Genomic DNA, 26,393 nt, shown 5'->3' with positions numbered 1-26,393 from the left:
GTCTGATCGGCACCAAAGGCGGCTAAAATCCGCTGGCCGGGCGGGACCATAGTGGGAATTTCAGGGCGGGCAACCCATCCGGCACGCAACCGCCCGGGCGAGAGGACTGAACATCATGGGACTGAGCGTGATGATCCTCGGCCTCGTGCTGTTTCTCGGCATTCACCTGTTCATCATCAGGCGCGAGGCGCGCGCGGAGCTGATCGCACGCCTGGGCGAGAGCGTCTACAAGCTCGGCTTTGCGCTGATCTCCGCTATCGGCCTCGCGCTGATCATCTGGGGCTTCGCGCAATATCGCGCGACCGGCTGGATCAATGTCTGGACGCCGCCGCTGGCGATGAAGCACATCACCGTCGCCCTGATGCTGCCGGCGGTGATCATGGTCACTGCGTCCTATATCCGCGGCCGCATCTACACCACGCTGAAACATCCGATGCTTGCCGGCATCAAATTGTGGGCCGCCGCGCATCTGCTCGCCAATGGCGATCTCGGCTCGATCATTCTGTTCGGATCCTTCCTGGCCTGGGCGGTGATCGATCGCATCTCGATGAAACATCGCACCGACGCCGGCGGCCCGCCGATCCCGGTGGGCGGTCCGATGAATGACGCGATTGCGGTCGCGGTCGGCGTCGTCGCCTATATCGCTTTGGGTTTCGCCTTCCATCCGGTGGTGATCGGCGTTCCCGTGTTCGGAGCTTAAGTTCATGTCAGTTCAGTCGGCCATTAAGCGCAAGACCGCACCGGATATTCTCGCGCGCAAGAACGGCGAGCCGATCGTGATGCTCACCTCGTATCATGCGCATACGGCCTCATTGGTCGATCGCTATTGCGACGTGATCCTGGTCGGCGACTCGCTCGGCAATGTGATGCATGGCTTTGAGACGACAATCCCGGTGACGCTGGAGATGATGATCCTGCAGGGTCATGCTGTGATGCGCGGTTCGAAGCAGTCGCTGGTCGTTGTCGACATGCCGTTCGGCTCCTATGAAGCCTCGAAAGAGCAGGCGTTTCATTCCGCCGCGCGCATCCTGAAAGAGACCCATTGCGGCGCCGTGAAGCTGGAAGGCGGAGCGCGTATGGCCGAGACCATCGCCTTCCTCACCGAGCGCGGCATCCCGGTGATGGCGCATATCGGCCTGACGCCGCAGTCGATCGCAGCGCTCGGTTCGTTCCGTTCGCAAGGTAAGGCCGAGGCCGAGGCACTGGCGCGGGGCGATAACGCGCCGGGTCCGATTCAGAACGATGCGATTGCTATCGCGCAAGCCGGCGCGTTCTCCGTCGTCATTGAAGCAGTCGCCGAACCACTCGCGCGAAAGATCACCGAGACGATTCCGATCCCGACCATCGGCATCGGCGCGAGCCCGGCTTGTGACGGTCAGGTATTGGTACTCGAAGATATGCTCGGCCTGTCGGCGCGGGTGCCGAAATTCGTCAAGCGCTACGGCAATCTCGGACCCATGATCGAGGCCGCCATCGAGGGCTACGCCACCGACGTGCGCTCGCGCGCGTTTCCGGGGCCGGAACATGTCTATGGCGGCAAGCCGAAGGGCTGACGCAGGTTTGACGCAAGACGGACGCAGGATTTCCGCAGGAATTTTGCGGCCCGGCCGGGGTTGAAAGAGCAGGGGCAATGCGAAGGATGTTGATGATGAAGGCCTTGAAATTCCTGAGCTTTGTCGCCGTTTTGGCGCTGCTTCCCGCGGTTTCCCACGCGGAGCCAGCCAAAAAGGAGCGGAAGCCCCATTATCGTGTCGAGGAGCCGCGTCCGGTCCCAAACCCGCTTAACGACACCCGCGGCAATGCGGCGCTGGGCGGCAACAACGCCAATTCGGCCTTCGGCGACAACAGCGCCGGGTCCAATGCCAATGGCCGCACCAGCGGCGGCGCCGGTGGCATGAACTGACGGGCCTAAAAGGCATCGGTTCGAAATTAAGCATTTCGGGATAACGCTTTGATCGCGCTGGCTTTGCCTTGCCAGCGCCATAACGCTAGGGTATCGCCGCCGCCATGCCGGAGCGTATATGCCCGGCGCCGCTCGGGGTGAGCGCGGCCCATCGGGGACAGGATACCTTTAAGTGTCTGAATTATTTAATGAAGTCGACGAAGACCTGCGTCGCGAGCAGCTCAAGAAGATCTGGGAGAAGTATTCGCTCCTGATCATCGCAGTCGCGATTCTGATCGTGGTCGGCGTCGGCGGCTGGCGTGGCTACAGCTATCTTGAGGCCAAGAAGGCCGCCGTGGCCGGTGCGGCGTTCGACCGCGCGGTCGAGCTGGCCGAGCAGAACAAGCATGCCCAGGCGGAAGCCGCCTTCACCAAGCTCGCTGCCGAGGCGCCGTCCGGCTACCGTACGCTGGCGCGTCTGCGCGCCGCTGCCGAGGCTGCTTCGCGCGATCCGCAGGCTGCCGTGAAGCTCTATGACGACATCATCGCCGACCGCACCGTTCCAGCACCCGAGCAGGATCTCGCGCGCATCCGCGCCGGCAGCCTGCTGCTGGAGACCACGCCTTATGAGGCGATGCAGACGCGCCTGGAGCCGGCGACGACCAATACCAGCACCTATCGCCATTCGGCGCGCGAGCTGCTGGCGCTGTCGGCATGGAAGGCCAACAACGCCGTGGCGACGCGGCAGTGGCTGGACATGATGTCCAACGATGCGGAGACGCCGGCGAGCCTGCGGACCCGTGCCGAAGCACTGCAGGCGCTGCTGCCGCCCGCGGCGAAAAGCTGAGCAAGAAAAGAGCCGAATTAAAGCTGACCTGAAGCCGATCGTTCAGATCACGAGTTGAGTGAGAAGTCGTCCATGCGCCCGATGCAACGCCTCGTTTCCGCCGCCGTCCTGATCGCGCTGTCCAGCGCGCTCTCGGGCTGCGGCAGCATGACCGGCTGGGACCCGTCCGACATGCTCGACTTCCTGGACACCAAGAAGAAGCTGCCCGGCGACCGCAAGCCGGTGTTCCCCGACGGCGTCCCCGGTCTTGAGCAGGGCGTGCCGCGCGATCTCTACAAGGAGAATGTCGAGCGCCAGCGCGCGCAGGAGGCTGCGCCCGTCGCAGCCGCCCCACTGCAGCCGCCGCCGGGCGCGCCGGAGCCGAAGGGTCGCAAGGCGAAGAGCCGTGGCTCTGTTCAGGTCGGCACCGTCCGTCAGGACGGCGCAGCGCCCGCCGATCCCGATGCCGCGCCGACAGAGGAAGGCAGCACGGCTGCCGCACCGCCTCCGCCGCAAGGCAAGAAAGTCGCCCGCCGCCGCAGCACCACCGCGCCGCCGCCGGATGAGCCGGCAGCAGCCGCGCCGGCCCAGCAGGCCACCACACCATTCCCGGCACCAGTGCCGTCGGGTAGTTTCTCGCGCTGAGTTCGCGCGCCCTCTCATTGACAGGCTGTCCGTAAAGGGCGCACGGATCACCTATGTCTTATACCATTGCCATCATCGGCCGACCCAATGTCGGCAAGTCCACGCTGTTCAACCGTCTGGTCGGGCAGAAGCTTGCGCTGGTCGATGACACCCCGGGCGTCACCCGCGACCGCCGCGAGGGCGAGGGCAAGCTTGGCGATCTCGAATTCACTTTGGTGGACACCGCCGGTCTCGATGAAGGCCCAAAGGGCTCGCTGACCGCACGCATGCAGGAACAGACCGAGACGGCGATTGCGCTGGCCGATGCGCTGTTCTTCGTCATCGATGCGCGCATGGGCTTGACGCCGAACGACCGCGCCTTCGCGGATTTCGCACGCCGCGCCAACAAGCCGGTGCTGCTGCTCGCCAACAAGAGCGAGGGCAAGCACGGCGAAGTCGGCGCGATGGAATCCTATGCCCTGGGCCTCGGTGATCCCATCCAGGTCTCCGCCGAACACGGCGAAGGCCTCGGCGAGCTCTATGACGCGCTGCGCGTGCTGATGCCGGAGCCGGTCGAAGAGCCGGAAGAATTCGACGACGACGACGTCATCATTCCCGAAGAAGAGATCGAGACGCGGCCGATCCGCGTCGCTATCGTCGGGCGCCCCAATGCCGGCAAATCGACCACCATCAACTATCTGCTCGGCGAAGAGCGCCTGCTGACCTCGCCGGAAGCCGGCACCACACGCGACAGCATTTCGGTCGAGCTCAACTACAAGGGCCGCGACTTCCGCATCTTCGATACCGCGGGTCTACGCCGCCGTTCGCGCATCGAGGAGAAGCTGGAGAAGCTCTCCGTCGCCGATACGCTGCGCGCGGTGCGTTTCGCCGAAGTCGTCGTGCTGATGATGGACTCGCAGAACAAGTTCGAGGAACAGGATCTGCGCATCGCCGATCTGGTCGAGCGTGAGGGACGCGCGCTGGTGCTTGCGGTCAACAAATGGGATCTGGTCGAGAAGCAGGGCGGCCAGATTGGCGCGCTGCGCACCGATGCCGATCACTTGTTGCCGCAGATCAGGGGGGTGCCGGTCGTAGCGATCTCCGGGCTGATGGGAGAGGGTGTAGAACGGCTGATGAAGGCGATACAGGATGCCTACGCGGTCTGGAATCGCCGTATTCCCACCGCAGGCCTCAATCGCTGGTTCGAGGATGCGATCGACAAGAATCCGCCGCCGTCGGTATCGGGTCGCCGGCTGAAACTGAACTACGTCACCCAGAACAAGGCACGGCCGCCAAGCTTCGTGGTGTTCTGCTCGCGCGCCGATGCGGTGCCGACGAGCTATCTGCGCTATCTCACCAATACGCTGCGCGAAGCTTTCGACCTGCCGGGCACGCCGATCCGCATCACGTTGCGCGAGAAGGCGAACCCGTTCGCGCACAAGCGCAAGCGGCCGAACTGATCGACCAGCAGGAAAAAAAAACGCCGGATCGCGGTGCACGCGATCCGGCGTTTTTATTTTGTGTCCTATCGCTCGCCGGTGAGTCCGAACGGATTGGCGTGCCTCTGCGTCGGCGGACGCTCTGATTTGCGCCACGGCAGGATCATCGACACCCGATCGCGGTAGCGGCGATAGTCATCGCCGAACAGCTCGACCAGATCGCGCTCTTCCAGAAAGATCCCGACGAAGATGTAGGCGGTGGTGACGGCCGCAAACAACAGATGTCCGACCGTCATGAGCGGCGTCGCCCAGAAGGCGATGATGAAGCCGAGATAGATCGGGTGGCGCACAAAGTTGTAGTAGAGCGGCGTGCGAAACGCCGGCGCAGACGGCTTCTGGTCAGACAAATTCTGCACTACCTGCTGCACGCCGAACAACTCGAAATGGTTGATCAGGAACGTGCTGGTGAAGACGAGGACCCATCCGAACAGGGAAAGCCCTGTCATCGTCATGACCAATTGTGGATTGTTGATCTGCCAGACGACCGCCGGCATTGGGCGCCACTGCCAGAACAGCAGCAGAAGGCTCAGGCTCGCGAACAGCACATAGGTGCTGCGCTCGACCGAAGCCGGGACATATTGCGTCCACCACTGCTTGAACGACTTCCGCGCCATGACGCTGTGCTGGATTGCAAACAGCGACATCAGAGCGAGATTGACGAGCCCAGCTTCCAGCCACGGAACCTGCGTTCCGGTGTTGATGTCTTTTGGTACCATCATTCCGTCGACGAAACCGATGGCATAGAGGATCGTGATGAAGAAGATCGCGTAGGACGCGAGCCCGTAGAGGAGTGCAATGATGCGGGTCATGGAACTATCCTTTGCTGGTTGTCTTGTCGATTTGAACCAAGCGTAAGCGTTGTCTCAGCTGGCCCGTCCGGGAGGACCCGCGCGCGCTTCGGGTTGCTTGGCGCGGGGCTTCCCGGGGAGAAGGGATGCCTCGGCCACGCGCACGATCGGCCGCATGATCGGCGCTAACGGAATGGCATCGGGCTGCAGCCGACAACGCGCGGGGTGATCACGGCGGATTTGTGCCGCATTGTGATCGGGCAGGCTGCCGGAGCAGGCACTCAGGGCGCCGACGGCGACGAGCACGCCAGCTGTAAGTATCCGAATGCGGAAGCTCACCATTTGTCGGATCGCACGCATGATGGTTTCCCGGTGCAGCGTATCGATCTGCGCGCGATGGCTGTCGAAAGCGATCGATTCATCTGCGAGATTTTGAGTCGGGTCCGGTTGGGGCAGCGACACTTGACCCGACTCAAGAGCGGTATCGACGTCTTGCACATCGCGCTGCGCATGCTTGCTACCAAAGAAGCGGTGCGGGTCGGTTTGAAGCGGACTCTCGAGGAACTCGGCCACCGCGGCGCGTGATAATCCTGCCTTGGATAGCGATCTGTCGTCGATGCTGATCAGCCGCGCAATGGCGCGCCGCATCAACAGTGCTGCAATCAACCGGAAGCTACGATCGGCGGCTTTGGACAGCCGTTTCTTGATCATCATCGTCTCCATCGGATACAATGCGCCACATGCCGCGCATGGTTGGGGCTGCGGACGATGATCGGAGGTTCAGGACCTCGCATGATCGAGACACCGCCATCATTTGCAGCGACGCCGGATATTGATCGCGGTGGGGATTTGCTCGCAGATATGCTGCGGTCGATCCGGCTCAGCGGATCGGTATTTCTGAACGCCAGCCTGACCGAGCCCTTCGGCCTCATTAGTCCGAAACATTTCGACGAACGCACTCCGATGGCGCATTTGCGCCATGTCAGCATTTTTCATTTGATCGCGGCGGGCGAATGCACCGTCGAACTCGCCAGTGGCGAGCGAGGCACCATTGCCGCGGGCGACGTTCTGCTGATGCCGTTCGCCGACACGCACAGGTTCTACAGCGGCGATGGCGCGGAGTTGTGTTCCGCGATGGAACTGGTGCGGGCCGGTCCACTATCCGGCATGTGGACGATCGAGCATGGCGGCGGAGGGCGGGAGACCCGCATGGTCTGCGGCTTCATCGAATCGTCGGAGCTGCTGCATTCTCCGGTCTTTCGGACCCTGCCGCCGATGCTCATCGATCGCGCCGGCGACGACAAGGTGAGCGCGATTCTCGCCACGACGGTGCGCGAAATTCTCTCACTGACCGAAGATGCGACGCCCGGCAGCGAGATCATGCTCGGCCGACTGATGGAGCTGCTATTCGTCGAGGTGCTGCGTCGCTACGCTGCGGGATTGCCGCCCAGCGCGCATGGCTGGTTCGCAGCACTGAACGATCCCGTGCTCGGACGTGCGATGTGGCATGTCCACGGAAATCCCGGTCATCGCTGGACGGTTGACGATCTGGCCCGCGAATGCGGCACGTCGCGCACGGTGCTCGCCGAGCGCTTCAACGAGGTGTTGGGCCAGGCTCCGATCGAATATGTGACCAGCTGGCGGATGCAGTTGGCAGCGGAGCGCATGCGAACGGGTGGCGACAGTCTTGCTGTCATCGCCAGCGATGTCGGCTACGACTCCGAGGCGGCCTTCAATCGCGCCTTCAAGCGCGTGACCGGAATAGCACCGGGTCGCTGGCGTGACGGCGCGAAGTCGGCGAAGCCGTATCCGAGCCCCATGCGCAGAGGCTGACCTCGACTTAAACTGGCTATTCCTCGCGAAATGATCGTGCGATCTGGTCACCGATCGGCTTGATCAGAAAAGACAGGACTGTGCGTTCGCCGGTCTGAATGAAGGCTTCCGCAGGCATTCCGGGAACGAGGGCGAGTTTGCCGAGGCGCGCCAGTTGCTGCGGCGGGATGGTGATCCGCACGATGTAATGGGAAAGCCCGGACTTCTGATCCAGCGTCAGGTCGGCGGCGATGCGGCTGACGCTGCCGTTCAGTTCGGGCGTGGTGCGCTGGTTGAAGGCCGACATGCGCAGCACGGCAGGCTGGCCGAGCCGTATCTGGTCGATGTCCTGCGGGTTGATCTGTACTTCGAGCGCTAGCCTGTCGCTGTCGGGCACGATGAGCATGACGGTATCGGCTGGCGAAATCACGCCGCCAACGGTGTGCACCGCGAGCTCGTGGACCAGTCCGCTTTGCGGAGCGATAATATCGATCCGCTTGAGCTGATCTTCTGCAGTCACCTTCCGTTCGACATATTCCGCCGTCTGGCCCTCGATGTCGCGCAGGCTGCTGGCGACTTCGCTGCGGAGGTCCTGGTCGACCTGAATCATCTGCAACTGTGTTTCGGAAATCTTGCCGCCGGATTGCGCCTGGGCTTCAACGAGCCGGCCGCGTTCGCCGTCGAGGTTTGCCGCTTCGCGTTCCAGCGCCATCATGCGCTGAATGGGCACCAGCCCTTTCTCCCATAGCTCGCGCACGCCTGTCAGTTCGCGTTCGATCAGACCAATGCCGCGAATTTTCGCTTCCTCCTGAGCCACGAGGCCGCGCACTTCCTTGCCGTATTGAAGGGCGCGTTCGCGAAGCTGTGCCTTCTGGCCGAGACGGGCATCGCGGCGCAGTTCGAACAGTCTGCTTTCACCAGCCATGAGCTGCGCGATCTCCGGATAGGCAGCGCGTGATCTGATTTCGTCGGGGAAGGCGATGACGCCGGCCTCGTCGCGCTCGACGCGGAGCCGCGCCCGTCGCACCGCGAATTCGTCGAGCCGTTTGGTAACGATGGCGAGATTAGCGCGCGTCTGCGTCGCGTCGAGGCGCATTACAATGTCGCCTGCAGTCACGCGCTGTCCTTCGCGGACCAGAATTTCGCCGACCACGCCGCCGGTCGGGTGCTGGACCTTCTTGACGTTGGTATCAACGACGAAGTGTCCTGCGGCGACGACCGCACCGGCCAGATTGGTCGCCGCAGCCCATCCGCCGATGCCGCCAACCAGCACAACACCCGCCAGCGTGGCGATGCCGAGATGGCGCAGGATCGAGTGGGAGACCGCCGAGACATTGCTATCGGGCATCCCGATCTTCCATATCGTCATGAGGATGTGTGCTCATTCCCGACTTGTCGGCGGGATTGGCGATCACCCGCAGCGGCGCCAGAGACCGCGCGGTGGCCGTATGGCCGGTCGTCGTGCCGCTGCCGTGTGCTGCGGGGGCGGGAGCCTTCAGCGCTTTGCTGAGGACGTCCGCGCGGGGACCGAATGCCTTGGCACGACCGCCTTCCATCACCAGGACGAGGTCAACGGCGCCGATTGCGCTCGGACGATGAGCGATGACAATGGCAATGCCCTTGCGCTCGCGGATGGCGGCGATGGCGCGGATGACCGCCGCTTCGCCCTCGACGTCGAGATTGGCATTGGGCTCGTCGAGCACGACCAGGAACGGATCGCCATAAAGCGCGCGTGCCAGCCCGATGCGCTGGCGCTGGCCGGCGGACAGGGCTGAGCCGGCTTCGCCGATCCGCGTCTGGTAGCCATGTTCCAGCCGCAGAATGAGATCGTGCACGCCGGCAGCTTTGGCCGCGGCGACGATGGCCTCGGAGTCCGGGTCATCTTCGAAGCGGGAGATATTCTCGGCAATGGTACCATCGAACAGTTCGACGCCCTGCGGCAGATAGCCGATATCGCGACCGAGCATCTCGCGATCCCACTGGTCGAAGCTGGCACCGTCGATGCGCACCTTGCCGCTGGCGGGTCGCCAGGCGCCCACCAGTGCACGTGCCAGTGTGGACTTGCCGCTGCCACTATGGCCGATGATGCCAAGAGCACTTCCGGCGGAGACGGTAAAGCTCAGCCCCGCGACGCTCGGCCGTTTCTCTCCGGGCGGCGCGATGGTCATTGCCTCGACGCGCAGATCGATATGCGCGCGTGGCAGTGCCATCGCCTTGGGGGCTTCCGGCAGGCGCGTCAGCAATTCATCGAGCCGTGCCCAACTTTGCCGCGCCATCAGGAACGGCTTCCATGTCGAGATGGCCAGATCCACGGGCGCAAGCGCCCGGCCCATCATGATCGAACTCGCCACCATCACACCGGCGCTGGCTTCCTGCCTGATCACGAGATGGGTGCCGACACCGAGCATGGTCGACTGCAGCAGCGCACGCAGCGCGCGGGCTACACCGCCGAGGCCTCCCGCCACATCGCCAGCTCGTCGATTGGCCGCCAGATAATCCGAATTGGTACGATGCCAGCGCGCGGCCATCCGGCCGCCGAGGCCCATCGCGCGCACGACTTCGGCATTGCGGCGGCTGGCCTCCATCAGCGCGTTGCGAAACATGCCGTGTTGCACGGTCTCGCGGGCGGGTCCCTTGGAACGGGCATTGGTGAGAAGGGTGAGGGATACGAGGATGACCGCGCCCACGAGGGCCGTGATGCCGATCCAGAAGTGAAACACGAAGCAGATGGCGAGGTAGAATGGCATCCACGGCAGGTCGAAAAAGGCGGTCGGGCCGGGGCCGGACAGGAAGCCGCGCACATTGTCGAGATCGCGTAACGGCTGCAGGCCATCGCCCGGCAAAGGCATCTCAAGCGGCAGGCAGACAACGGCATCATGCACACGGCCGGACAACTGATGATCGAAGCGCTCGCCGATGCGCAGCAGAATGCGCGATCGAATGATGTCGAAAAGGGACTGAAAAGCGTAGAGCGTGGCCGCCAGCACACCTAGGCCGATCAACGTCGAAACGCTGCGGCTGGCCAGCACACGGTCATAGACCTGCAGCATGAACAGCGGCGCGGTCAGCGCGAGCACGTTCACGATGCCGCTGATCACGGCGATCCCCGCGATGGCGGGCTTGAGTGGCGAGATGGCCGCCGCAGCCAATGGCTGCGACGGACTTCGCTGCGGAGCTTTCACCACGACAGCTCTGCTCAGACGGTGAAGTGGCCGTCCAGGATCAGACCAAGCATGTCTGTCCCGACATAGCCATCGAGCTGGATCGAGTTGGCGCCGTCGGTGATGGTGAGCACGTTGCTATTGTCCCACCAGTTGCTGTGGTTGAAGAACAGATCGACATAGTTCGAGATGTTGGTCACGCCCTGCAGGTCGAGGACGTCGAAATCGCCTGCGGCCGCGTGAAAATCCAGCACGACGTCATTGGCGCACCCGTCGGCGAAAAAGAGCGTATCGTTGCCAAGACCGCCAGTGAAGCTGTCATTGCCACCGAAGCTCAGCATGACATCGTCGCCGGCCGTGCCGGTCTGGATGGTGCCCTGTTCGGCAAAGTAGCCGTAAAGGCCGTTCAGGCTGCCATTCTGCGACAGATCGGTGATCGCGGCATCGAAGGCCGGCGTCAGCGTTGCGCCGCTGAATCCGATCGACAGACCGGGATCCTGGACCCACAGGTCGGTCGATGATGCATAAGCCAGATTGCTGCCGAGTGTCAGGTTGGTGACCGTGCCATCGACGATGCCCGGCGTATAGGAGAAGTCATCACCGCTCACGATGATCGACGACTTGTCGTTATCGACGCCGCCGACGATGCGTGTGCCGGCATACCATTGGTCGGTTGTGTTCTTCACGGCGTTGAAATTTCCGGTGCCACGATATTCGAAATTGTCGATCCAGTTGTCCAGATAAGCGGGCAGGTTGCTGCTTGCTTCGCTGTAGGTGACAGTTAGTGCCATTGTCTTTCCTCAGGATTTGGGTTGTCGGGACGTCGTGATCCAGCGGCGTGTCGTGATCACTGCAGGCGATCCCGATGCAAGGAGCTGACGCGACATCAGCGTCGCGTCAGCAGGTTGCGTGGCCGCCAGTTCGCAGCGAAGTCTGTTAGACGAAGGCGATATCGCTCCAGTCCAGCGTGCCGCCGCCGTCGAAGTTCACGGTGATGGTGCTGGTCAGCCCGTTCGTCGCATCGGCATAGGTGATGACATTGCCGGACAGGCTGCCGCCTGCGCTCTGGAATGCCGCAGCATTTGCCCAGCCGAAACCCGTGAACTGAATCTGGTCGGCGTCGTCGAAGAAGTCGGTGATGACGTCGTTACCCCAGCCCTGTGCAGCGGTGCCCGCGGCCGTGTCGTAGTAATCAGCGCTCCAGCGGAATGTATCCACCGATACGGCGCCGTTGCCGCTCAGCACGTCGTTGCCCGCAAAGCTGAGGAGAACGTCGTCGCCCGTGGTGCCCGTCTGGTTCGTTCCCTGCTCGGCGAAGTAGTCCGTCAATCCCGCGAACGACTGACCGAAGAACGTCCCACCATCGACCAGGCCGCCATGCGATAGCGAATAGATCGCCTGATTGAAGGTGGTGGTGACGGGCATGTAGCCGCTGCTATTGGTGATGATCAGTTCCTGATCTTGCACCCACAGATCCGTGGCCGGCACATATTCAAGATTATGGCCAAGCGTGAGCGATTCCACGTCACCGTTGAATGCACCGGGCGAATAGGTGTAGTCATGAATGTTCATGATGACGGAAGGCAGATTGTTGTCGGCGCCTTCGGTATCGACGCCGGCCGACCACTGATCCTGGCCGGTGAACGAGGTGGAGAACCAGCCGTTTCCGTTGTAGGTGAAATTGGCATCGTATGACGCCAGATAAGTCGCGAGATTGCTACTCGCAGCCGTGAGCTGAATATTTAAGGTCATTCTGGATATCCTTCTCTGCTGTTATGCCCGTCGTGTGACGAGCGACCCATCCCCGGCGAGGGAGCTTGGGGATTCCTAAAATTTGTAGTTCAGCGACACCGTCGCAGTGCGGCCCGGCGCGGCGTAGAAATTGGCGCCGACCGCCGGCGCATAAGCAAGGTCGGTGACGTTGTTCACGGCGAAGCGCAGCTTGGTCGCTTCGTCGAAGCTGTAGGATCCGTAGATGTCGTAGACGCGGTAGCCCGGCATCTCGTAGCCGCTGCGCAGCGAACCGAGGGCAGGGACGGTCTTCGAGACGTCGACGATGCGTGTGCCCAGCGTCAACTTCTCGTCGAATAGCCGGATGCCGGCATCAAGCGTTACGCGCAGCTTCGGCTGTTCGAAGATGACGGCGGCGCCGAGACCGCTATTGATAGGCATGTTTCTGCCCGACGGGGTCGTGAAGCTGTCGGCGAAATCGGTGTCGATGCGGGTCACTGTCCCGCCGATATAGAGGAATCGCGCGTCGTAATTGGCCTCGATCTCGACGCCCTTCATCCGGGTGACGCCATTCAGATTGACGTAGGTCTGGTATTGTTTGGCGGCTTCCGCATTCCGGATCTGGCCGAAGCTGATATAATCCGTGATCTCGCGATAGAAGCCGACGGTCTTGAAGCGGACGGTGTCGCGCTCGGTTAGGATGCCGTTGGCCAGGACATTGAAGCCGGCTTCGTAGGTGTCGCCGCGTTCCGGACGCAGGAACGGGTTCGGCGCGTAGCCATTGATTTCATTTGCGTCGTGGCCGCCATTCAGGATCGATTCCATGATTGTCGGGGGCCGATAGCTCTTGGAATATTTGGCGAAGGGCTGCAGCCAATCGGTGGGCTGAAAGGCAACCGTGAAGCTCGGTAACCAGGCGCCGCCGGATTTATCGATCTCCACATCATAGCTCGGATAGACAGGGGGACCGTAGATCGGCTCATATTTCGGCAGAATAGTGTCCCAGCAGCCGCGCCGGTTACAGCCGGCCGGCTTACCGGGGTCGGTCATCTTCTGACCGATGACCGGCGGCTTCGGATCGCCATAAATCGTCGCATTGCCAGCGATATGATACCAGTCGTAGCGGACACCGCCGATCAGGGTCACCCATTCCGTTGGCTTGAGAGTGGCCGTGCCGAAGCCACTGGCGACGTCGCGATCTCCGCTCGGTGTGCCGCCGGTCAGGGTGCTGGAATAGTCGACGCCGTTGGCGTCGGTGAAGCCGCGTTGCAGCTTCGTCTTGCCGGTGTCACTGAACGCTTCCAGGCCGTAATTGAGCGCCAGCGCGCCGATTCCCGTCTCGAAGCGACTGGTGTTCTCGACGCTGCCGCCCAGCGTCGAGAATACGAAGTTCGAAGGCCCGGTCAGCGCAAACGCGCCGTCGGAGACCGTGTCGTTCTTGAGGTGGTTGTAGTAGAGCTTTGCTTTCAGATTGACGATGTCATTGCCCGGATTCCAGTCGAGCGCTGACGTGAATGTGTCGTTGGCGACCTGTTCGCTGGACTTGAGGATGCCCCCGCGTGCGATCGTGTCATCGTAGTTTCCGGTATTGTACCGGGAATCGTTATGCAGCCAGCCGATCGTGATCTTGACGTCTTCGGTCGTCAGTGCCTCGGCCTTGAGGATCGTCGAGAACACCTCCTGGCCGGAGAACAGGAAGACATTGCCGTCATAGGCCGTGGTGCCGCCACCGATCGTGCCGTTCTTGCCGATATCGTAGGCGCCGATGTTCTTGTAGCTGACGCCGCCGAGCACCGAGAAACGCTCCGACACGCGGACGGCTGCGGCCGTCGAACCGTCGAAATTGTACGCATTGGTACCCGTAGTGGCATTCACCATGCCGCCATATTGATTGCCGGGCTTGATCAGGTCGTCGGCGATGAAGGTGCGGAAATTGACAAGGCCGCCGAGCGCGCCGGCGCTTCCAACGCCCGATGTCGTGCTCTTCTCCACGTCGATCTGGCGCAGGAAGGCGGTGTCGACATAGGTCCGCTGCGTCGCACCGTGGCCGCTGCGCTGGAAGTTCTGCCGCGCGCCGTCGATCATGGTGGCAATGCGGTCCTGGTCCTGCAGGCCGCGGATATTGACGCTGATGCCAGGGTTCTGCGCCGCCGAGCGGTTGGCATAGACGCCGGCGACATTGTCGAGCAGATCGCGTGCGTTGCGTGTAGGGCTGCTCTCGATCGCCTCGCGGGAAATCACGCTGACCGCGGCCGGTCGCTGATAGACCCAGTCCGGCGTTCCCTGATAACCGGAGCCCGTCGTATTATCGCTCCTGGCCGCATCGACGACGATCGTATCGAGCTGGACGCCGTCGCCCGAAGGGACGGGCCCCGCGCGGCTCTGCGACGGATCGATCAGCAGCGCGGCTTTCGGGCCGGTGATGCGATACGTAATTCCCGTGCCGGCCAGCAGTTGTCCCAGCGCTTGTGCGACCGTGTAATTGCCGTTCAACGGCTGGCTGCGGATGTCTGGCGCGAGCTGGATCGTGTAGAGGATGCGCCATCCGCTGCTGGCGCCGAGGTCGGCAATTGCTGCTGCAAGAGGTTTGGCGGAAATGTTGAGCGGGTAGGTCGTAGGGGTGGTCGCTGTTGCTTCGACATTGTTTTGGCCAAAAGCCGGTACTGTCGTGATCAACGGCAATATGCCGATCAGCCCGCTCGCCACATGGCGAGCGACGCCCCGTCTACCCCCGAACCGCATTACGCACGAACTCCGTTGTCTCATTGTTTGCTGTGCGCCGCCCCAGCGCCGCGAAGAGCTTCTGCTCTTCATCCAGTTCAACGAGTCACGAAATCAAACCCACATCAGGTCCGTGGTGTTGCGGTTTAGAATTCCGGTAAACAGCGGAGGAGTTCAGTAGATAACGGTCACCCAAGGGGTGATCTGGGCGACGTTGCCCTCGATCATGCCGGCAATGGCTGTGAGGCTTTCATCGACATTCGTGGTCGGAAACGTGCCGGAGACGAGCAGATCGCTGAAGCGACCGCGGATGACGATGCGGCTCGATGTCTGACGCTGCAGCGCTTCGACGACCCGATGCAGCGGGACGCGGTCGAAGACCAGGCGGCCGGATATCCATGCGAGCCTGGCGTCAATGTCTCCGGTTTCGACGGTGCCGAGCTTTCCGCCGGACACGCGCACATGCTGGTTTGCCGATAGCTTGACGGTCGCATCGCGATCCTCGCCGGCGACCGACACCAGTCCGCGCTGAACTGTCACCTCGACACCATCAGCCGTCCGGTCGATATTGAAGGCAGTCCCGAGCACGCGGATTTCGCCTGCGCCGCTGTCGACCGTGAAGGCCGTCTGGTCTGGCTTTACATCGAAAAAGGCCTGGCCACGGCGCAGAACGACCCGGCGTCGACCATCCTTGAAGTCCAGGTCCAGGGCAGTGTCGGCACCGATGTTCAGGCGGGAGCCGTCCGGCAGGTCGCGGGCCATCACCTGACCACGCGCAGTGACAATATCTGCCTGCCAGTTCTCAAGCATCGATGGATTGATGACCCAGATGACGCAGGCTGCAGCGATCGCTGCGGGCAATGCCGGCCACCATCTCATCTGGCGCCGGGCAGCGATGTTGCCGAGACGATGGTCGCGTGCAGCCAGCCGAATGGCAGGCTCCTCAAGCTGCTGCCAGATCGCCGCTGCTTCGCGATAGGCAAGTTGATGACGATGATCCTCATTGAGCCATTGCCGAAAGGACGCTTCGTCGGCCTCGGTTGTCGTCCCGTCGCGTCGGATGAGCCAGAGATCAGCGGCGGCGCACTGTGCTTTCGTTGGCCGGTCGCCAGGTTTCATCAGCAATTCCTTCGATCGATCGAAAAGGCGATGCGGGAATGCTCCTGCCGTTAGAAGCGTTCCAGCTACTCCTACCTTTACAACGAGCGACGAGAAAGAACCCACATCCATTTTAGCGGAAATCTTTGCTGGCGAGGTTGAGATGATCGTCCACGGCGGCGCGGCAGTGTTGCATGGCGCGTAGCAGATGTTTTTCGACGGCACTCACGGAAATGCCGAACCGCTGTCCGATCTCGGCATTGGATTCGCCATTGACACGTCGGCGAATGAAGATCTCGCGGGTTCGGGCGGGAAGCTGCGTGAGCGCGCGATCCAGCGCGGCAACGGCCTCGCGCGCCTGCAGTGCGGCGTCTTCCGATGGCTGCCCGGGACTGAGCTGTTCAGGCAATACATCGGCGAGCATATGATGCCGCCGCGATGCCGTCAGGTTATGATCGATTGCGGCGTTCCGGGCTGCAGCGTAGAGGACGCGCTTGTTGTCTTCATCCGAGCCGTTAGTCCCGGCGGCAAGCACCCGGGCGAAGACGTCCTGGACGATCTCCGAAGCCACTTCACGATCACGGACCCGGCGACGCACGAGCGTTTCGAGATGAGCGCGATGTGACGTAAAGAGCCTCGCGATCGTGCTCTTCCAGAGGGGCATGATGTCACGCGTTCGAACAAGACGGGCTTCGATGCGTTGCGGCGATCATTGAGAACGGGGCAATAGCTGACCCATACAAACGATATGTTGTCTGTATGACGAGATCGTCGACCATGTCACCGACGGCGCCAATGTCGCTATCGGAAATCTCGCTCATCACCGGTTCCTGTAGTCAGGATATTCCTGATTGTCCGGCAGAGATAGACGGTACCACTGTCCAGCTCAAGTTATTGATGAGGACGTGATATAGAACGGTTCGAAATTCACGGAAGCCCGGCCATGCGAAGTGCCGGCACGGGATATTCCGACACTCAGGCCGCAGCCACGATCACGTGTGCCTGAATTTTAGCAGCAACCTCGCCGTTGCCATGTCTGCGCGCAATTTCAGATGCTGCGTAGTCAGTTGCAGCTTCCAGTTTTCCCGCGTCTCTGGCTTCGATTTCGGTGCGAAGAACAGTTCCCTGACAATAAGCAACGGCCGGAAGGCGCGGCGAGGATGCACGGCTTTGTTCGGCTCTCGTCTCGATCATCACATGGGAGAAACCTGCGTCCTCCAGCTCGCGACGGATCAGTGCCGTATCGTGGTAGCCGTGTGGCGTGCGCGCCAGAAAGCGCGGCGGATCGTCCGGGAAAATCTTTGCGAGAGCATTCGTCACATCGTCAGCAAATACATTGTCCTCGATGCGATCCCATACATTGAATAAAAGATGTCCTCCGGGCTTCAGAACTCGCTTCGCTTCGCGGTAGGCAGATGGGCGATTAGGAAAGAACATCGCACCGAACTGACAACACACGAGATCGAAGGCCGCATTTTCAAACGGGAGCGCCAGAGCATCCGCTTGTCGCCACGTGATGCGATTGTCCGGAGCTTGTCGCGACGCGGCGTAGTCGAGCATCGGCTGGTTGAGGTCGGTGACAATATAGCTTGCATCGGGGGACAGTTTTGGCGCCAGCGCCCGGGTGACAACTCCGGTGCCCGCGGCGATTTCCAGAACGGCGCCTGGCGCGAAAGACGCTGCGCGTTGTGCGAGATCTGCGGCGTAGGGCTCGAAAATCAACGGCACCATATAGCGGTCGTAGTTTTCCGGAATCGAGCCAGCGAATAACTTGTCCGTTTCCAGCATTGCTATCACCCGTCGTCCGTTTGATGGCGCGCGAGACTAGCATGTATTGTCGGCGTCGTCCCGAAGGGCGAGAGCCGGGCCAGGGCCATTGCGTCTGGCCGAACGTCAGTGATTCAAATTCTCCAACCGGGCGCTCGAACGATGGAGCTGTCCAGATGATGGACGGCTCCATTGTTCGCATGCACCAGCATGGGGCGTGCATCGTCGGGACCGGAAACAGACGATCTGGCTATAACTCGTAGCGACAGCTACTTCAGCGCATCCGAGACAAGCCTGAACTTCTGGATGCGCTTTCCGGTGTCGACTTCGGCCGTGTAGACGTTGCCCTTGGTATCGACTGCCATGGCGTGAATCCAGTGGAACTGGCCGGCCTGACGGCCATTACGGCCGAAGGTGCCGACGACCTTGCCGTCGTCGCGATTGATGACGCGGATCTCGTTGTTCTCACCATCCGCTGTTAGCAGCCAGCTCTGCTTAGGATCGGGCCACACCGCGAGATCCCACACCGCGCCGTTGCCGAGGGTGGCCTTCTCGTAGAACCACTCCTTCACGAAGCTGCCGTCCTTCTTGAACACCTGCACGCGGTTGTTGATGCGGTCGCAGACATAGACGAGGCCGTCATTGGCGAGCTTCACGCAATGCACGGGATTGCCGAACTGCTGCGACACCGGCGCATTGGGGTCGTAGGCCGCCTGCTTGTCGTCATTCGGCTTGTTGCCATAGGCACCCCAGTGCCGCTTGTAGGCGCCGGTGGTGGCGTCGAATACGATGACGCGGCGATTGCCGTAACCGTCGGCGACATAGATCTCGTTGGCATCCTTGTCGATGGCGGTCTCGGCGGGCTTGCCGAGCTTGGTGGTGTCGTTGCTACCCTTGCTCGGCGCGATCTTGCCGATCTGCATCACGAATTTGCCGTCGGTGGTGAATTTCAGGATCGCATTGTCGTTGTCGAGATTGCCACCGACCCAGACAAAGCCATCGTCGCTGACCTCGATGCCATGCTCGCGGCCGACCCATTCATAGCCTTCGCCAGGACCGCCCCATGAGCGCAACAGATTGCCGGCGGCATCGAACTCTAATACGGGCGGCGCTGAGACGCAGCACTTCGAACGCGGCGGATTGAGTGCCGCGCCTTTCTCGTCATCGGTCAGCGAGCGCGGGCGGTGGATCACCCAGATGTGGCCGTCCTTGTCGGTCGTGATGCCGCCGACCTGGCCGAGGATCCAGTTGTTCGGCAGCGGCTTCGGCCAGGACGCGTCGACCTCGAAGCGGGGGATATCGGCGGCGCGGGAGGAGGGAGGTGCGAGGGACAGCGCGGCGAAAGCGAGGGCTGCTGTTGCAAGTGCACGCAGTGACCGCGCGCGATGAGTTGGCGACGCCATGACGACCTCCCTGATTGTCGGTGCGGGTTGTCCCGCTTGGGAGGGAGTGAATAACGCGGCTAGCTATGAGTCAACCGAGAGGCAGTGATTGCTGGTGTCTCAGTTCGAATTCCCCAAAAGGATGCTAGCCTACCAGCAGGGCCGGAAGCTCGCTCATGCTATCGAACAGTTCGGAGCAACCTGTACCCAGTTCCAACGCCACTTCGGCGTCACCAGCTGTAAAGCCGAGCACGCGCATTCCGGCGGCCTTGGCCGCCCAAATTCCGGGCAGTGAATCTTCAACGACGATGCAGCGCGACGGGTTGACCCCCAGCGATCGTGCGGAGTGCAGAAAAAGCCCAGGGTCCGGCTTCCATGAACCAACCTCATAGGCGCTGAATATGCGTCCCTCGAAGTGTGGAAGAAGCTTGGTCAATCCGAGAGTGTGCGTAAGTTTGGACATTGGCCCGTTTGATGCGACGCAGACTGGAAGCGTGATTGATGCTAATGCCGCGTGAATCCCTTCCACAGCCTGCAAATTTGCCTCGAACGCAATCGCTATGGCTTCCCTCAAGTCCGCGACAAAGTGATTGCGAACGCGGCGCCCCGATCTGCGTTCAATTTCGGCGACGCAGTCTGCCATTTTCATTCCGCGAAACAGCCGAATTGCTTCTTCCGCACTAATCGCAGCCCCCTCAGCAGTAGCTGCTTGAGCGAGTACCGCAAGAGCGATCCTCTCGCTATCGACCAGAACACCGTCGCAATCAAAGATCACTAGTTCGATCATAAGCGATGATCCATGTCGTCTCAGTTTGCGGGGTCTCTCACCTTATAGGTTCTACGCATCTTTGAGGAATGCGAGCGCCCGGTCCTCGATCGCAGCAAGCAGTTATGGGGCAGGTGCGTGGAAGCCCATCACCTTGCCGGTCTTGTAGTCGACGAACTTCCCGGTCTCCGTCCATGACGGCAGGCAGAGCGGCACGATGGTCTCGGCAACTTGCGCCGGCGTGTCGAGCGTTTCGGGATCTTCGCCGGGCATCACGATGGCGCGCATGTGGGTGCGGATCGGGCCGGGATTAAACAGGTTCACACGCAGCGGCGTCGTGGCGGTCTCGTTGGCCCAGACCCGGACCAGCGTTTCCAGCGCAGCCTTGGAGACGGCATAGGGGCCGCGATAGGCAGAGGCCTTGCTGGCGGTGCCGGATGTGAGGAACACCGCGCGGCCCGCATCGGACTGCTGCAGCAGTGGCTCCATGCAGCGGATCAGCTGGAAGTTGGCCGTGAGGTTGGTGGCCATGGTGTCGTTCCAGGCCTTCAGCTCGATATGGCCGAGCGGCGACGAGGGGCCTGCGACGCCAGCATTGCCGACCAGAATGTCGAGCTTGCCGTGGCGCTCATGCAGAGCGGCGCCGAGCCGCGACAGGCCGTCGAGATCGGTGATGTTCAGCGGCACCAGCGTGGCGCTGCCGCCCTCGGCACGGATCGCGTCGTCGAGTTCTTCGAGGCCGCCCTGGGTGCGCGCCACGGCGACGATGTGCGCGCCGGCCCTGGCCAGCGCCAGCGCAGTGGCATAGCCGATGCCGCGCGAGGCGCCGGTGACGAGGGCGATGCGGGAGGCGAGGGGAAGGGTCATGGCGCGGCTCATAAATCTCAGGCGTCATCCCCGCGAAGGCGGGGATCCATACACGGGAGGGTTATGATGCGGAAAGGTGGTCGTGTCTAATCCAGAGCCAAACAAATTAGATCGTGGCTATGGATCCCCGCTTTCGCGGGGATGACACCCGATAAGACTGCGATCAGCTCGCCTCAGCCAGCAGCGAGAGCTGCCGCGGGGCGTCGATCTCGCTCATGTCAGTGAGCGGGGTCGGGTAGTCGCCGGTGAAGCAGTGATCGGCGAATTTCGGATGGGCAGGATCGCGGCCGGGTTCGCCCATGGCGCGGTAGATGCCGTCGACCGAGACGAAGGCCAGCGAGTCCGCGCCGATCAGGTCGCGCATTTCTTCCAGCGTGTGCGTGGCGGCGAGCAGGCCGGCGCGGTCCGGCGTGTCGATGCCGTAATAGTCCGGATGGGTGATCGGCGGCGACGCGATGCGGAAGTGGACTTCCCTGGCGCCGGCGTCGCGCATCATCTTGACGATCTTCTTCGAGGTAGTGCCGCGCACCAGACTGTCGTCGATCAGCACAACGCGCTTGCCTTCGATGGCGGCGCGGTTGGCCGAATGTTTCATGCGCACGCCGAGTTCGCGCACGCTCTGGGTCGGCTGGATGAAGGTGCGGCCGACATAGTGATTACGGATGATGCCGAGTTCGAACGGCACGCCCGAAGCGCGGGAATAGCCGATCGCGGCAGGCACGCCGGAGTCCGGCACCGGCACGATCACGTCGGCTTCCACATGGGTCTCGCGGGCGAGCTGTTCGCCCATCGCCTTGCGGGTGTCATAAACCGAGCGGCCGCCGACGATCGAGTCCGGACGCGCGAAGTAGATATATTCGAAGATGCAGGGGCGCGGCGCTTGCGGCGCGAACGGCTTGTGGCTCTGCGCGCCGTTCTCGTCGAACACGATGACTTCGCCAGGCTCGATGTCGCGGATGTACTTGGCGCCGATGATATCGAGCGCGCAGGTCTCGGATGCGAGGATCGGCGAGCCGTCAAGTTCACCCAGCACCAGCGGGCGGATGCCGAGCGGATCACGGGCGCCGACCAGCTTCTTGTTGGTCAGCGACACCAGCGCATAGGCGCCTTCGATGGCGCGGAGTGCTTCAATATAGCGGTCGATGAAACGGTTGCGCTTGGAATGCGCGACGAGGTGCAGAATGACCTCGGTGTCGGTGGTTGACTGCATCATCGCGCCGTTCTTCACGAGCTCGCGGCGCAGGGTCAGACCGTTGGTGAGGTTGCCGTTATGGGCTACTGCAAAACCGCCGGCATTGAGTTCGGCGAATAGCGGTTGGACGTTGCGGAGAATGGTTTCGCCCGTGGTGGAGTAGCGGGTGTGGCCGACGGCGGCGGTGCCGGGCAGGCGCTCGATCACTTCGCGGCGGGAGAAGGTGTCGCCGACGAGACCGAGGCGGCGTTCGGAGTGGAAACGCTTGCCGTCGAAGGCGACGATGCCGGCCGCTTCCTGGCCGCGATGCTGGAGGGCGTGGAGACCGAGCGCGGTGATCGCCGCCGCATCGGGATGGCCGTAGATACCAAACACACCGCATTTTTCGCGGAGCATGTCGCCGTCGAGATCGGGATTTCGCATGGTGGTGCTCGCGTCGTCGGAAGGGCTCTGCATCGGATCCATCGCGCCTTTCAGGTATCGCGAGAAACTAAGAACGCCTAGCGTCCCGCCGGTTTGCCATCGATCAGCTTTTTCAGGCTGTCGCGGGCAGGTTTGGAATAGCCATCCGCGGCGCCGGGCGCTGCGGGCTCGGCGTCGGTCGTATCCTCATCGGGTTTGTTTTTCTTGAACCTCTTCAAGATGGTGTTTTCAGGGTCATCCGGCAAGAGTGCCATCAGCCAATCGCCGGTTCCTTGCAGAACGACGCGCGATTTTGCTCCCGTGACCCAATCCGGACGCTGCTTGTCCGGCACCAGCCATGAGAAGAACAGGAAGGCGACGACCACGATCAGGAGGCCGCGGGCTAGGCCGAACAGGAAGCCCAGCGTGCGGTCCAGCGCGCCGATGCGCGAATCCAGGATCATGTCGGAGATGCGGACGGTGATGATCGAGACCACGATCAGCGTGCCGATGAACACGCCGGCCACCACCACGATGCTGGCGACGGTATCGTTGTTGAAATAAGTTTTAGCGGTCGGGAGCAGCTTCTGGAAAGCGAACAAGGTGACTAGCGCCGCCGCGCCCCAGGCCGCGATCGACAGGATCTCGCGCATGAAACCGCGGACCATGGCCAGCAGGCCGGAGATCAGCATGACGCCGAGCAGGACAAGGTCGAGAATCGTGATCGGCATCGGCTGGTCAGGTCCGCTCGTGAATCAGAAACCGCGAATCGGCACAGGCGGCCGCTTCAGGTGACGGTGATATGGCACGTCTCGCAAGGCCGGAAAACCGCTATCGGCCGCAAGAGCACACCTGATCACACCATTGTTCCGCTTTCGGCAGAGTGCCTTAACGGAGCGTTTTGCACATCTGCGCAGTCTGTTGCGCGCGCATTCTATAGCGGCCGCAGCAGCGCAGGTCACGCCGCTGTCAGCCGTCCTGGCGTTTGAATCGCGCCGGTACGGTATTTTTCTCGGCATCTGTGCTTTTGCTGTTGTCGCGCGTGGGTTTGACGCCGCGCGCAGCGATATCGGCGACCAGCGAGGTCAGGCCGCCGATGGTATTTAGCGACAGTCCGGCATCGCCGCCGGGATCGCCGCGTGCCGATTCCGGCAGTACCGCGCGGCCGAAGCCGAGTTTTGCCGCCTCTTTCAGCCGCGCCGAGGTCTGCGCCACCGGGCGCACGGCGCCGGACAGCGAGATTTCGCCGAAATAGACCGCGTCGGTGGGCAGCGGCGCATTGCACAGCGAAGAGACCAGGGCTGCGGCCGCGGCCATGTCGGCGGCGGGCTCGTTAATGCGCAATCCGCCGGCGACGTTGAAATAGACGTCGTAGCCCGACAGCTTGACCCCGCAATGGGCCTCCAGCACGGCCAGCACCATGGACAGCCGGGAGGAATCCCACCCCACCACGGCGCGGCGGGGGGTGCCCAGTGTGGTCGGCGCAACCAGAGCCTGCAGTTCCACCAGCACCGGACGGGTGCCCTCCATGCCGGCGAAGACGGCGGTGCCCGGCGAGCCGAGATCGCGATCGGACAGGAACAGCTCCGACGGGTTGGAGACCTCACGCAGGCCGAGACCGGTCATCTCGAACACGCCGATCTCGTCGGTGGGGCCGAAGCGGTTCTTCACCGCGCGCAGGATGCGGAACTGCTGCGAACCTTCGCCCTCGAAGGACATTACGGCATCGACCATATGCTCGACCACACGGGGCCCGGCGATCTGGCCGTCCTTGGTGACATGGCCGACCAGGATGATGGTGGCGCCGGATTTTTTGGCGAAGCGAATGAGCGCCTGCGCCGAGGCGCGGACCTGGGTCACGGTGCCCGGCGCGGATTCCACCGTGTCGGTCCACATGGTCTGGATCGAGTCGATCACGATCAGCCGCGGCACGGTGCCTTCGGAGAGCGTGGCGACGATATCTTCGACCGAGGTTTCGGACGCGAGCTGCACCGAGGCGTCCGCGAGGCCCAAACGCGACGCGCGCAGCCGCACCTGGGCGACGGCTTCTTCACCGGAGATGTAGACCACGCGGTGGCCGGCACGCGCCATCAGGCTGGTGGCCTGTGTCAGCAGTGTCGACTTGCCGATGCCGGGATCGCCGCCGATCAGCAGCACCGAGCCGCGCACGAAACCGCCGCCGGTGACGCGGTCGAGTTCGCCCATCCCCGAGGCAATGCGCGGCGCATTGTTGCTCTGGCCGGTCAGGCTTTCGAGATTGAAGGTGCGCCCCTTGCGCTTGGAGCGCGCGCTGACCGGAATCGTGGTGACGCCGGTGGTGTCCTCCTCGGCCAGCGAATTCCACTCGCCGCAGGCGTCGCACTTGCCCTGCCACTTGTTATAGGCGGCACCGCAGTTCTGGCAGACGAAGGAAAGGAGGTTCTTGGCCATTGGCGGAAGGAATCGGGGCTGTAGGTGTTTTTGGTTTGTTCTCTTGGTCTACGCGGTTGAATGGGGCATTTGCAAGTTTCTTCTCGAAGGGTTTGCCAGCCTCGCCGGGTGGGACGCATCGACCGGCACATGGGCAAGGTCTATTCGGTTGCCAAAATTCCGACGCGCGAGAACTGGTCGGCAATGTCGGCCTGGATCGCCTTTGCCGCGGCGATGCTGGAGGTGCAGCCTCTGCAGTGGTCCTTCTTCAGCTTGGCGATTGCTTACGCTCGGTAGACGCGCCGCGAGCAGAATCCAGATGCAAGCAGTGGTGAGCGATCGAGGCTGCTCGACCAACCAGCTGAGCCGAGTCCAGCGCTTCGCGAGTCTAATTCATTCCGCGCAGGAGCTCGTGTGGAACTGCACGTGCGACGAATCCTTCATTAACCTCCGCTCTATAGCCTCACCGCAGTGACGTCAGCGTGAGGTGTGCCGTGCGTATTTTGATGATCGTGCTGGGTGCAGCGACGCTGGCGACGCCGGTACTTGCCTCTGACTACCGTGATGCGCGCTATCGCGCCGGCACCGCGCGCTATCCCATCAAGATGGATACCGGCATTCGCGCGCCGCCGCCGCTTTACTATGTGGAAGCGCCGCCGCGTTATGTGCGGGATCTGAGAACGGGCGAACCGGGCCAATGGGTGGTTCGCCAACCGAGTGTGTTCGAGCAACTCTTCGGGCTGCCCCGCGACGGTTATTAGGTTGGCTGCTGAGGCCGATTGATCTCACGTCGGGCTCTGCGGTGAATCCAGGCGCAGTGCAGCTGTGTCTGCCTTGGCATCCTGATATGTTGCCGTCATCAAATCTTAAGCACGTTCATCAAGGTAAATATCAGGACCGCGTTGACCGGTGGTGGTGCTTGGCTGAGTGTCGCGCATCAGAGCGATACGAACTCATTTCAAACAAGCTCGCCACGGGGTCTCATCATGACAAAATTGATTGCTGCTGCGATGTTCGCCACTGTCGCCGGAATGGCGATGCCCGGTGTTGCCTCGGCGGGTTGCTATAACTGCTACACACCGCCGCCGTGCCAGACCTGCTATCAGCAGCAGGTGGTGCCGCCGCAGTATCGCACGGTCGAAGAGACGGTGATGGTGGCTCCCGGCCGCACCGTCGCGCGCCGCACGCCGGCGCAGTACGAGACGGTGATGGTGCCGAAGACCGTGATGGTTGCGCCTGCGCGCGTCGATTACGAGCGCATCCCGGCACAATATGCCACGCAGCAGCGCGTCCAGATGGTCGCTCCGGCGCAGGTCTATTACGCACCGGTGCAGCAGGGCTGCTCGACCTGCAATCGCGGCTTCAGCTTCGGCTCAAGCTACGGTTACTAAGCCGCGGATAGCTCAGATTTTCAGGACTGCGATCGGCCGCCTCAGGGTGGCCGATTTGCGTTTGGGGGAGGCCAC

26 protein-coding genes are annotated in these 26,393 nt (G+C 62.3%); 10 read left to right on the top strand and 16 right to left on the bottom strand.

Features of this window, described 5'->3' with window-relative positions; translation table 11 throughout:
* Nucleotides 1-115: 115 nt before the first annotated feature.
* The 6 genes from AB7828_RS08035 to der all read left to right on the top strand — a co-directional run bounded on the left by AB7828_RS08035 (nucleotide 116) and on the right by der (nucleotide 4,792).
* On the top strand, nucleotides 116-700 hold the full coding sequence (locus AB7828_RS08035) for an NnrU family protein (RefSeq protein ID WP_441229877.1): 585 nt from the start codon (nucleotides 116-118) through the stop codon (nucleotides 698-700).
* Between the two features lie 4 nt (nucleotides 701-704).
* On the top strand, nucleotides 705-1,553 hold the full coding sequence (gene panB, locus AB7828_RS08030; RefSeq protein ID WP_120292267.1) for a 3-methyl-2-oxobutanoate hydroxymethyltransferase: 849 nt from the start codon (nucleotides 705-707) through the stop codon (nucleotides 1,551-1,553).
* 95 nt (nucleotides 1,554-1,648) lie between these two features.
* Nucleotides 1,649-1,903: a hypothetical protein gene (locus tag AB7828_RS08025; protein WP_441227961.1), complete on the top strand. Its 255-nt coding sequence runs from the start codon at nucleotides 1,649-1,651 to the stop codon at nucleotides 1,901-1,903.
* A gap of 172 nt (nucleotides 1,904-2,075) precedes the next feature.
* Entirely contained in the window at nucleotides 2,076-2,729 is a 654-nt protein-coding gene (locus AB7828_RS08020; protein ID WP_441229876.1) for a tetratricopeptide repeat protein, read from the top strand.
* A gap of 72 nt (nucleotides 2,730-2,801) precedes the next feature.
* Nucleotides 2,802-3,353, top strand: a complete 552-nt coding sequence (locus tag AB7828_RS08015) for a hypothetical protein (RefSeq protein WP_120292273.1) — start codon at nucleotides 2,802-2,804, stop codon at nucleotides 3,351-3,353.
* 53 nt (nucleotides 3,354-3,406) lie between these two features.
* The gene (der, locus tag AB7828_RS08010) at nucleotides 3,407-4,792 is read left to right on the top strand and encodes a ribosome biogenesis GTPase Der (RefSeq protein ID WP_089263911.1); all 1,386 of its coding nucleotides are present in this window, start codon (nucleotides 3,407-3,409) and stop codon (nucleotides 4,790-4,792) included.
* 65 nt (nucleotides 4,793-4,857) lie between these two features.
* Here the strand turns inward: der and mddA are convergent, their stop codons facing one another.
* Together mddA and AB7828_RS08000 are read right to left on the bottom strand one after the other, a co-directional pair.
* Nucleotides 4,858-5,640: a methanethiol S-methyltransferase gene (gene mddA / locus AB7828_RS08005; RefSeq protein ID WP_441229875.1), complete on the bottom strand. Its 783-nt coding sequence runs from the start codon at nucleotides 5,638-5,640 to the stop codon at nucleotides 4,858-4,860.
* 54 nt (nucleotides 5,641-5,694) lie between these two features.
* Nucleotides 5,695-6,330, bottom strand: a complete 636-nt coding sequence (locus tag AB7828_RS08000; RefSeq protein WP_147421721.1) for a hypothetical protein — start codon at nucleotides 6,328-6,330, stop codon at nucleotides 5,695-5,697.
* Nucleotides 6,331-6,411: 81 nt separating this feature from the next.
* Here AB7828_RS08000 and AB7828_RS07995 point away from each other — a divergent pair, with 81 nt between their 5' ends.
* Nucleotides 6,412-7,452 carry an AraC family transcriptional regulator gene (locus tag AB7828_RS07995; protein WP_158596850.1) on the top strand — a complete coding sequence of 347 codons (1,041 nt, stop codon included), beginning with the start codon at nucleotides 6,412-6,414 and terminating at the stop codon, nucleotides 7,450-7,452.
* 16 nt (nucleotides 7,453-7,468) lie between these two features.
* On the opposite strand, the gene AB7828_RS07990 is transcribed toward AB7828_RS07995, so the two are convergent.
* The 14 genes from AB7828_RS07990 to radA all read right to left on the bottom strand — a co-directional run bounded on the left by AB7828_RS07990 (nucleotide 7,469) and on the right by radA (nucleotide 24,948).
* Nucleotides 7,469-8,779, bottom strand: coding sequence for an HlyD family type I secretion periplasmic adaptor subunit (locus AB7828_RS07990; protein ID WP_441229874.1), 1,311 nt, complete (start codon nucleotides 8,777-8,779; stop codon nucleotides 7,469-7,471).
* Complete coding sequence (locus AB7828_RS07985; RefSeq protein WP_441229873.1) at nucleotides 8,769-10,616, bottom strand: type I secretion system permease/ATPase; 1,848 nt, start codon at nucleotides 10,614-10,616, stop codon at nucleotides 8,769-8,771. The genes AB7828_RS07990 and AB7828_RS07985 overlap by 11 nt, the downstream gene beginning before the upstream one ends.
* Nucleotides 10,617-10,627: 11 nt before the next feature.
* Nucleotides 10,628-11,383, bottom strand: coding sequence for a hypothetical protein (locus AB7828_RS07980; protein WP_441229872.1), 756 nt, complete (start codon nucleotides 11,381-11,383; stop codon nucleotides 10,628-10,630).
* A 145-nt stretch (nucleotides 11,384-11,528) separates the two neighbouring features.
* Entirely contained in the window at nucleotides 11,529-12,344 is an 816-nt protein-coding gene (locus AB7828_RS07975) for a hypothetical protein (protein WP_441229871.1), read from the bottom strand.
* A gap of 75 nt (nucleotides 12,345-12,419) precedes the next feature.
* A complete protein-coding gene (locus tag AB7828_RS07970; RefSeq protein ID WP_441229870.1) occupies nucleotides 12,420-14,999 on the bottom strand; it encodes a TonB-dependent hemoglobin/transferrin/lactoferrin family receptor in 2,580 nt (859 codons plus the stop codon).
* Nucleotides 15,000-15,218: 219 nt separating this feature from the next.
* Complete coding sequence (locus AB7828_RS07965) at nucleotides 15,219-16,163, bottom strand: FecR family protein (protein WP_441229869.1); 945 nt, start codon at nucleotides 16,161-16,163, stop codon at nucleotides 15,219-15,221.
* Between the two features lie 112 nt (nucleotides 16,164-16,275).
* The gene (locus AB7828_RS07960; RefSeq protein ID WP_441229868.1) at nucleotides 16,276-16,806 is read right to left on the bottom strand and encodes an RNA polymerase sigma factor; all 531 of its coding nucleotides are present in this window, start codon (nucleotides 16,804-16,806) and stop codon (nucleotides 16,276-16,278) included.
* Nucleotides 16,807-17,117: 311 nt separating this feature from the next.
* Nucleotides 17,118-17,930 carry a class I SAM-dependent methyltransferase gene (locus AB7828_RS07955; RefSeq protein WP_441229867.1) on the bottom strand — a complete coding sequence of 271 codons (813 nt, stop codon included), beginning with the start codon at nucleotides 17,928-17,930 and terminating at the stop codon, nucleotides 17,118-17,120.
* A gap of 248 nt (nucleotides 17,931-18,178) precedes the next feature.
* A complete protein-coding gene (locus AB7828_RS07950) occupies nucleotides 18,179-19,312 on the bottom strand; it encodes a hypothetical protein (RefSeq protein WP_441229866.1) in 1,134 nt (377 codons plus the stop codon).
* 124 nt (nucleotides 19,313-19,436) lie between these two features.
* Nucleotides 19,437-20,078: an HAD family hydrolase gene (locus AB7828_RS07945; protein ID WP_441229865.1), complete on the bottom strand. Its 642-nt coding sequence runs from the start codon at nucleotides 20,076-20,078 to the stop codon at nucleotides 19,437-19,439.
* Nucleotides 20,079-20,180: 102 nt separating this feature from the next.
* Complete coding sequence (locus tag AB7828_RS07940) at nucleotides 20,181-20,924, bottom strand: SDR family NAD(P)-dependent oxidoreductase (RefSeq protein WP_441229864.1); 744 nt, start codon at nucleotides 20,922-20,924, stop codon at nucleotides 20,181-20,183.
* A 163-nt stretch (nucleotides 20,925-21,087) separates the two neighbouring features.
* Entirely contained in the window at nucleotides 21,088-22,581 is a 1,494-nt protein-coding gene (purF, locus tag AB7828_RS07935) for an amidophosphoribosyltransferase (protein WP_441229863.1), read from the bottom strand.
* A 35-nt stretch (nucleotides 22,582-22,616) separates the two neighbouring features.
* Nucleotides 22,617-23,249, bottom strand: a complete 633-nt coding sequence (locus AB7828_RS07930; RefSeq protein ID WP_068731040.1) for a CvpA family protein — start codon at nucleotides 23,247-23,249, stop codon at nucleotides 22,617-22,619.
* A 238-nt stretch (nucleotides 23,250-23,487) separates the two neighbouring features.
* Nucleotides 23,488-24,948 carry a DNA repair protein RadA gene (gene radA, locus AB7828_RS07925; protein WP_441229862.1) on the bottom strand — a complete coding sequence of 487 codons (1,461 nt, stop codon included), beginning with the start codon at nucleotides 24,946-24,948 and terminating at the stop codon, nucleotides 23,488-23,490.
* A 108-nt stretch (nucleotides 24,949-25,056) separates the two neighbouring features.
* On the opposite strand from radA, the gene AB7828_RS07920 reads away from it, so the two are divergent.
* From AB7828_RS07920 to AB7828_RS07910, 3 genes are all read left to right on the top strand, one after another.
* The gene (locus tag AB7828_RS07920; protein ID WP_441229861.1) at nucleotides 25,057-25,224 is read left to right on the top strand and encodes a hypothetical protein; all 168 of its coding nucleotides are present in this window, start codon (nucleotides 25,057-25,059) and stop codon (nucleotides 25,222-25,224) included.
* Nucleotides 25,225-25,421: 197 nt separating this feature from the next.
* A complete protein-coding gene (locus AB7828_RS07915) occupies nucleotides 25,422-25,688 on the top strand; it encodes a hypothetical protein (RefSeq protein WP_441229860.1) in 267 nt (88 codons plus the stop codon).
* Nucleotides 25,689-25,964: 276 nt separating this feature from the next.
* A complete protein-coding gene (locus AB7828_RS07910; RefSeq protein WP_089264635.1) occupies nucleotides 25,965-26,318 on the top strand; it encodes a hypothetical protein in 354 nt (117 codons plus the stop codon).
* Nucleotides 26,319-26,393: the final 75 nt, after the last annotated feature.

Origin of the sequence: Tardiphaga sp. 215_C5_N2_1 (genome assembly GCF_052076055.1) — a bacterium.
Classification (GTDB): Bacteria; Pseudomonadota; Alphaproteobacteria; order Rhizobiales; family Xanthobacteraceae; genus Tardiphaga; species Tardiphaga robiniae.
This window is presented reverse-complemented; position numbering and strand designations above follow the sequence as displayed.

What these genes read in the sequence shown, in the direction of transcription:
- AB7828_RS08035 (WP_441229877.1), top strand. Translation starts at nt 116, where the DNA reads ATGGGACTGAGCGTGATGATCCTCGGCCTCGTGCTGTTTCTCGGCATT.
- panB (WP_120292267.1), top strand. Translation starts at nt 705, where the DNA reads ATGTCAGTTCAGTCGGCCATTAAGCGCAAGACCGCACCGGATATTCTC.
- AB7828_RS08025 (WP_441227961.1), top strand. Translation starts at nt 1,649, where the DNA reads ATGAAGGCCTTGAAATTCCTGAGCTTTGTCGCCGTTTTGGCGCTGCTT.
- AB7828_RS08015 (WP_120292273.1), top strand. Translation starts at nt 2,802, where the DNA reads ATGCGCCCGATGCAACGCCTCGTTTCCGCCGCCGTCCTGATCGCGCTG.
- der (WP_089263911.1), top strand. Translation starts at nt 3,407, where the DNA reads ATGTCTTATACCATTGCCATCATCGGCCGACCCAATGTCGGCAAGTCC.
- mddA (WP_441229875.1), bottom strand. Translation starts at nt 5,640, where the DNA reads ATGACCCGCATCATTGCACTCCTCTACGGGCTCGCGTCCTACGCGATC.
- AB7828_RS08000 (WP_147421721.1), bottom strand. Translation starts at nt 6,330, where the DNA reads ATGATCAAGAAACGGCTGTCCAAAGCCGCCGATCGTAGCTTCCGGTTG.
- AB7828_RS07995 (WP_158596850.1), top strand. Translation starts at nt 6,412, where the DNA reads ATGATCGAGACACCGCCATCATTTGCAGCGACGCCGGATATTGATCGC.
- AB7828_RS07990 (WP_441229874.1), bottom strand. Translation starts at nt 8,779, where the DNA reads ATGCCCGATAGCAATGTCTCGGCGGTCTCCCACTCGATCCTGCGCCAT.
- AB7828_RS07980 (WP_441229872.1), bottom strand. Translation starts at nt 11,383, where the DNA reads ATGGCACTAACTGTCACCTACAGCGAAGCAAGCAGCAACCTGCCCGCT.
- AB7828_RS07975 (WP_441229871.1), bottom strand. Translation starts at nt 12,344, where the DNA reads ATGACCTTAAATATTCAGCTCACGGCTGCGAGTAGCAATCTCGCGACT.
- AB7828_RS07965 (WP_441229869.1), bottom strand. Translation starts at nt 16,163, where the DNA reads ATGAAACCTGGCGACCGGCCAACGAAAGCACAGTGCGCCGCCGCTGAT.
- AB7828_RS07960 (WP_441229868.1), bottom strand. Translation starts at nt 16,806, where the DNA reads ATGCCCCTCTGGAAGAGCACGATCGCGAGGCTCTTTACGTCACATCGC.
- AB7828_RS07955 (WP_441229867.1), bottom strand. Translation starts at nt 17,930, where the DNA reads ATGCTGGAAACGGACAAGTTATTCGCTGGCTCGATTCCGGAAAACTAC.
- AB7828_RS07950 (WP_441229866.1), bottom strand. Translation starts at nt 19,312, where the DNA reads ATGGCGTCGCCAACTCATCGCGCGCGGTCACTGCGTGCACTTGCAACA.
- AB7828_RS07945 (WP_441229865.1), bottom strand. Translation starts at nt 20,078, where the DNA reads ATGATCGAACTAGTGATCTTTGATTGCGACGGTGTTCTGGTCGATAGC.
- AB7828_RS07940 (WP_441229864.1), bottom strand. Translation starts at nt 20,924, where the DNA reads ATGACCCTTCCCCTCGCCTCCCGCATCGCCCTCGTCACCGGCGCCTCG.
- purF (WP_441229863.1), bottom strand. Translation starts at nt 22,581, where the DNA reads ATGGATCCGATGCAGAGCCCTTCCGACGACGCGAGCACCACCATGCGA.
- AB7828_RS07930 (WP_068731040.1), bottom strand. Translation starts at nt 23,249, where the DNA reads ATGCCGATCACGATTCTCGACCTTGTCCTGCTCGGCGTCATGCTGATC.
- radA (WP_441229862.1), bottom strand. Translation starts at nt 24,948, where the DNA reads ATGGCCAAGAACCTCCTTTCCTTCGTCTGCCAGAACTGCGGTGCCGCC.
- AB7828_RS07910 (WP_089264635.1), top strand. Translation starts at nt 25,965, where the DNA reads ATGCCCGGTGTTGCCTCGGCGGGTTGCTATAACTGCTACACACCGCCG.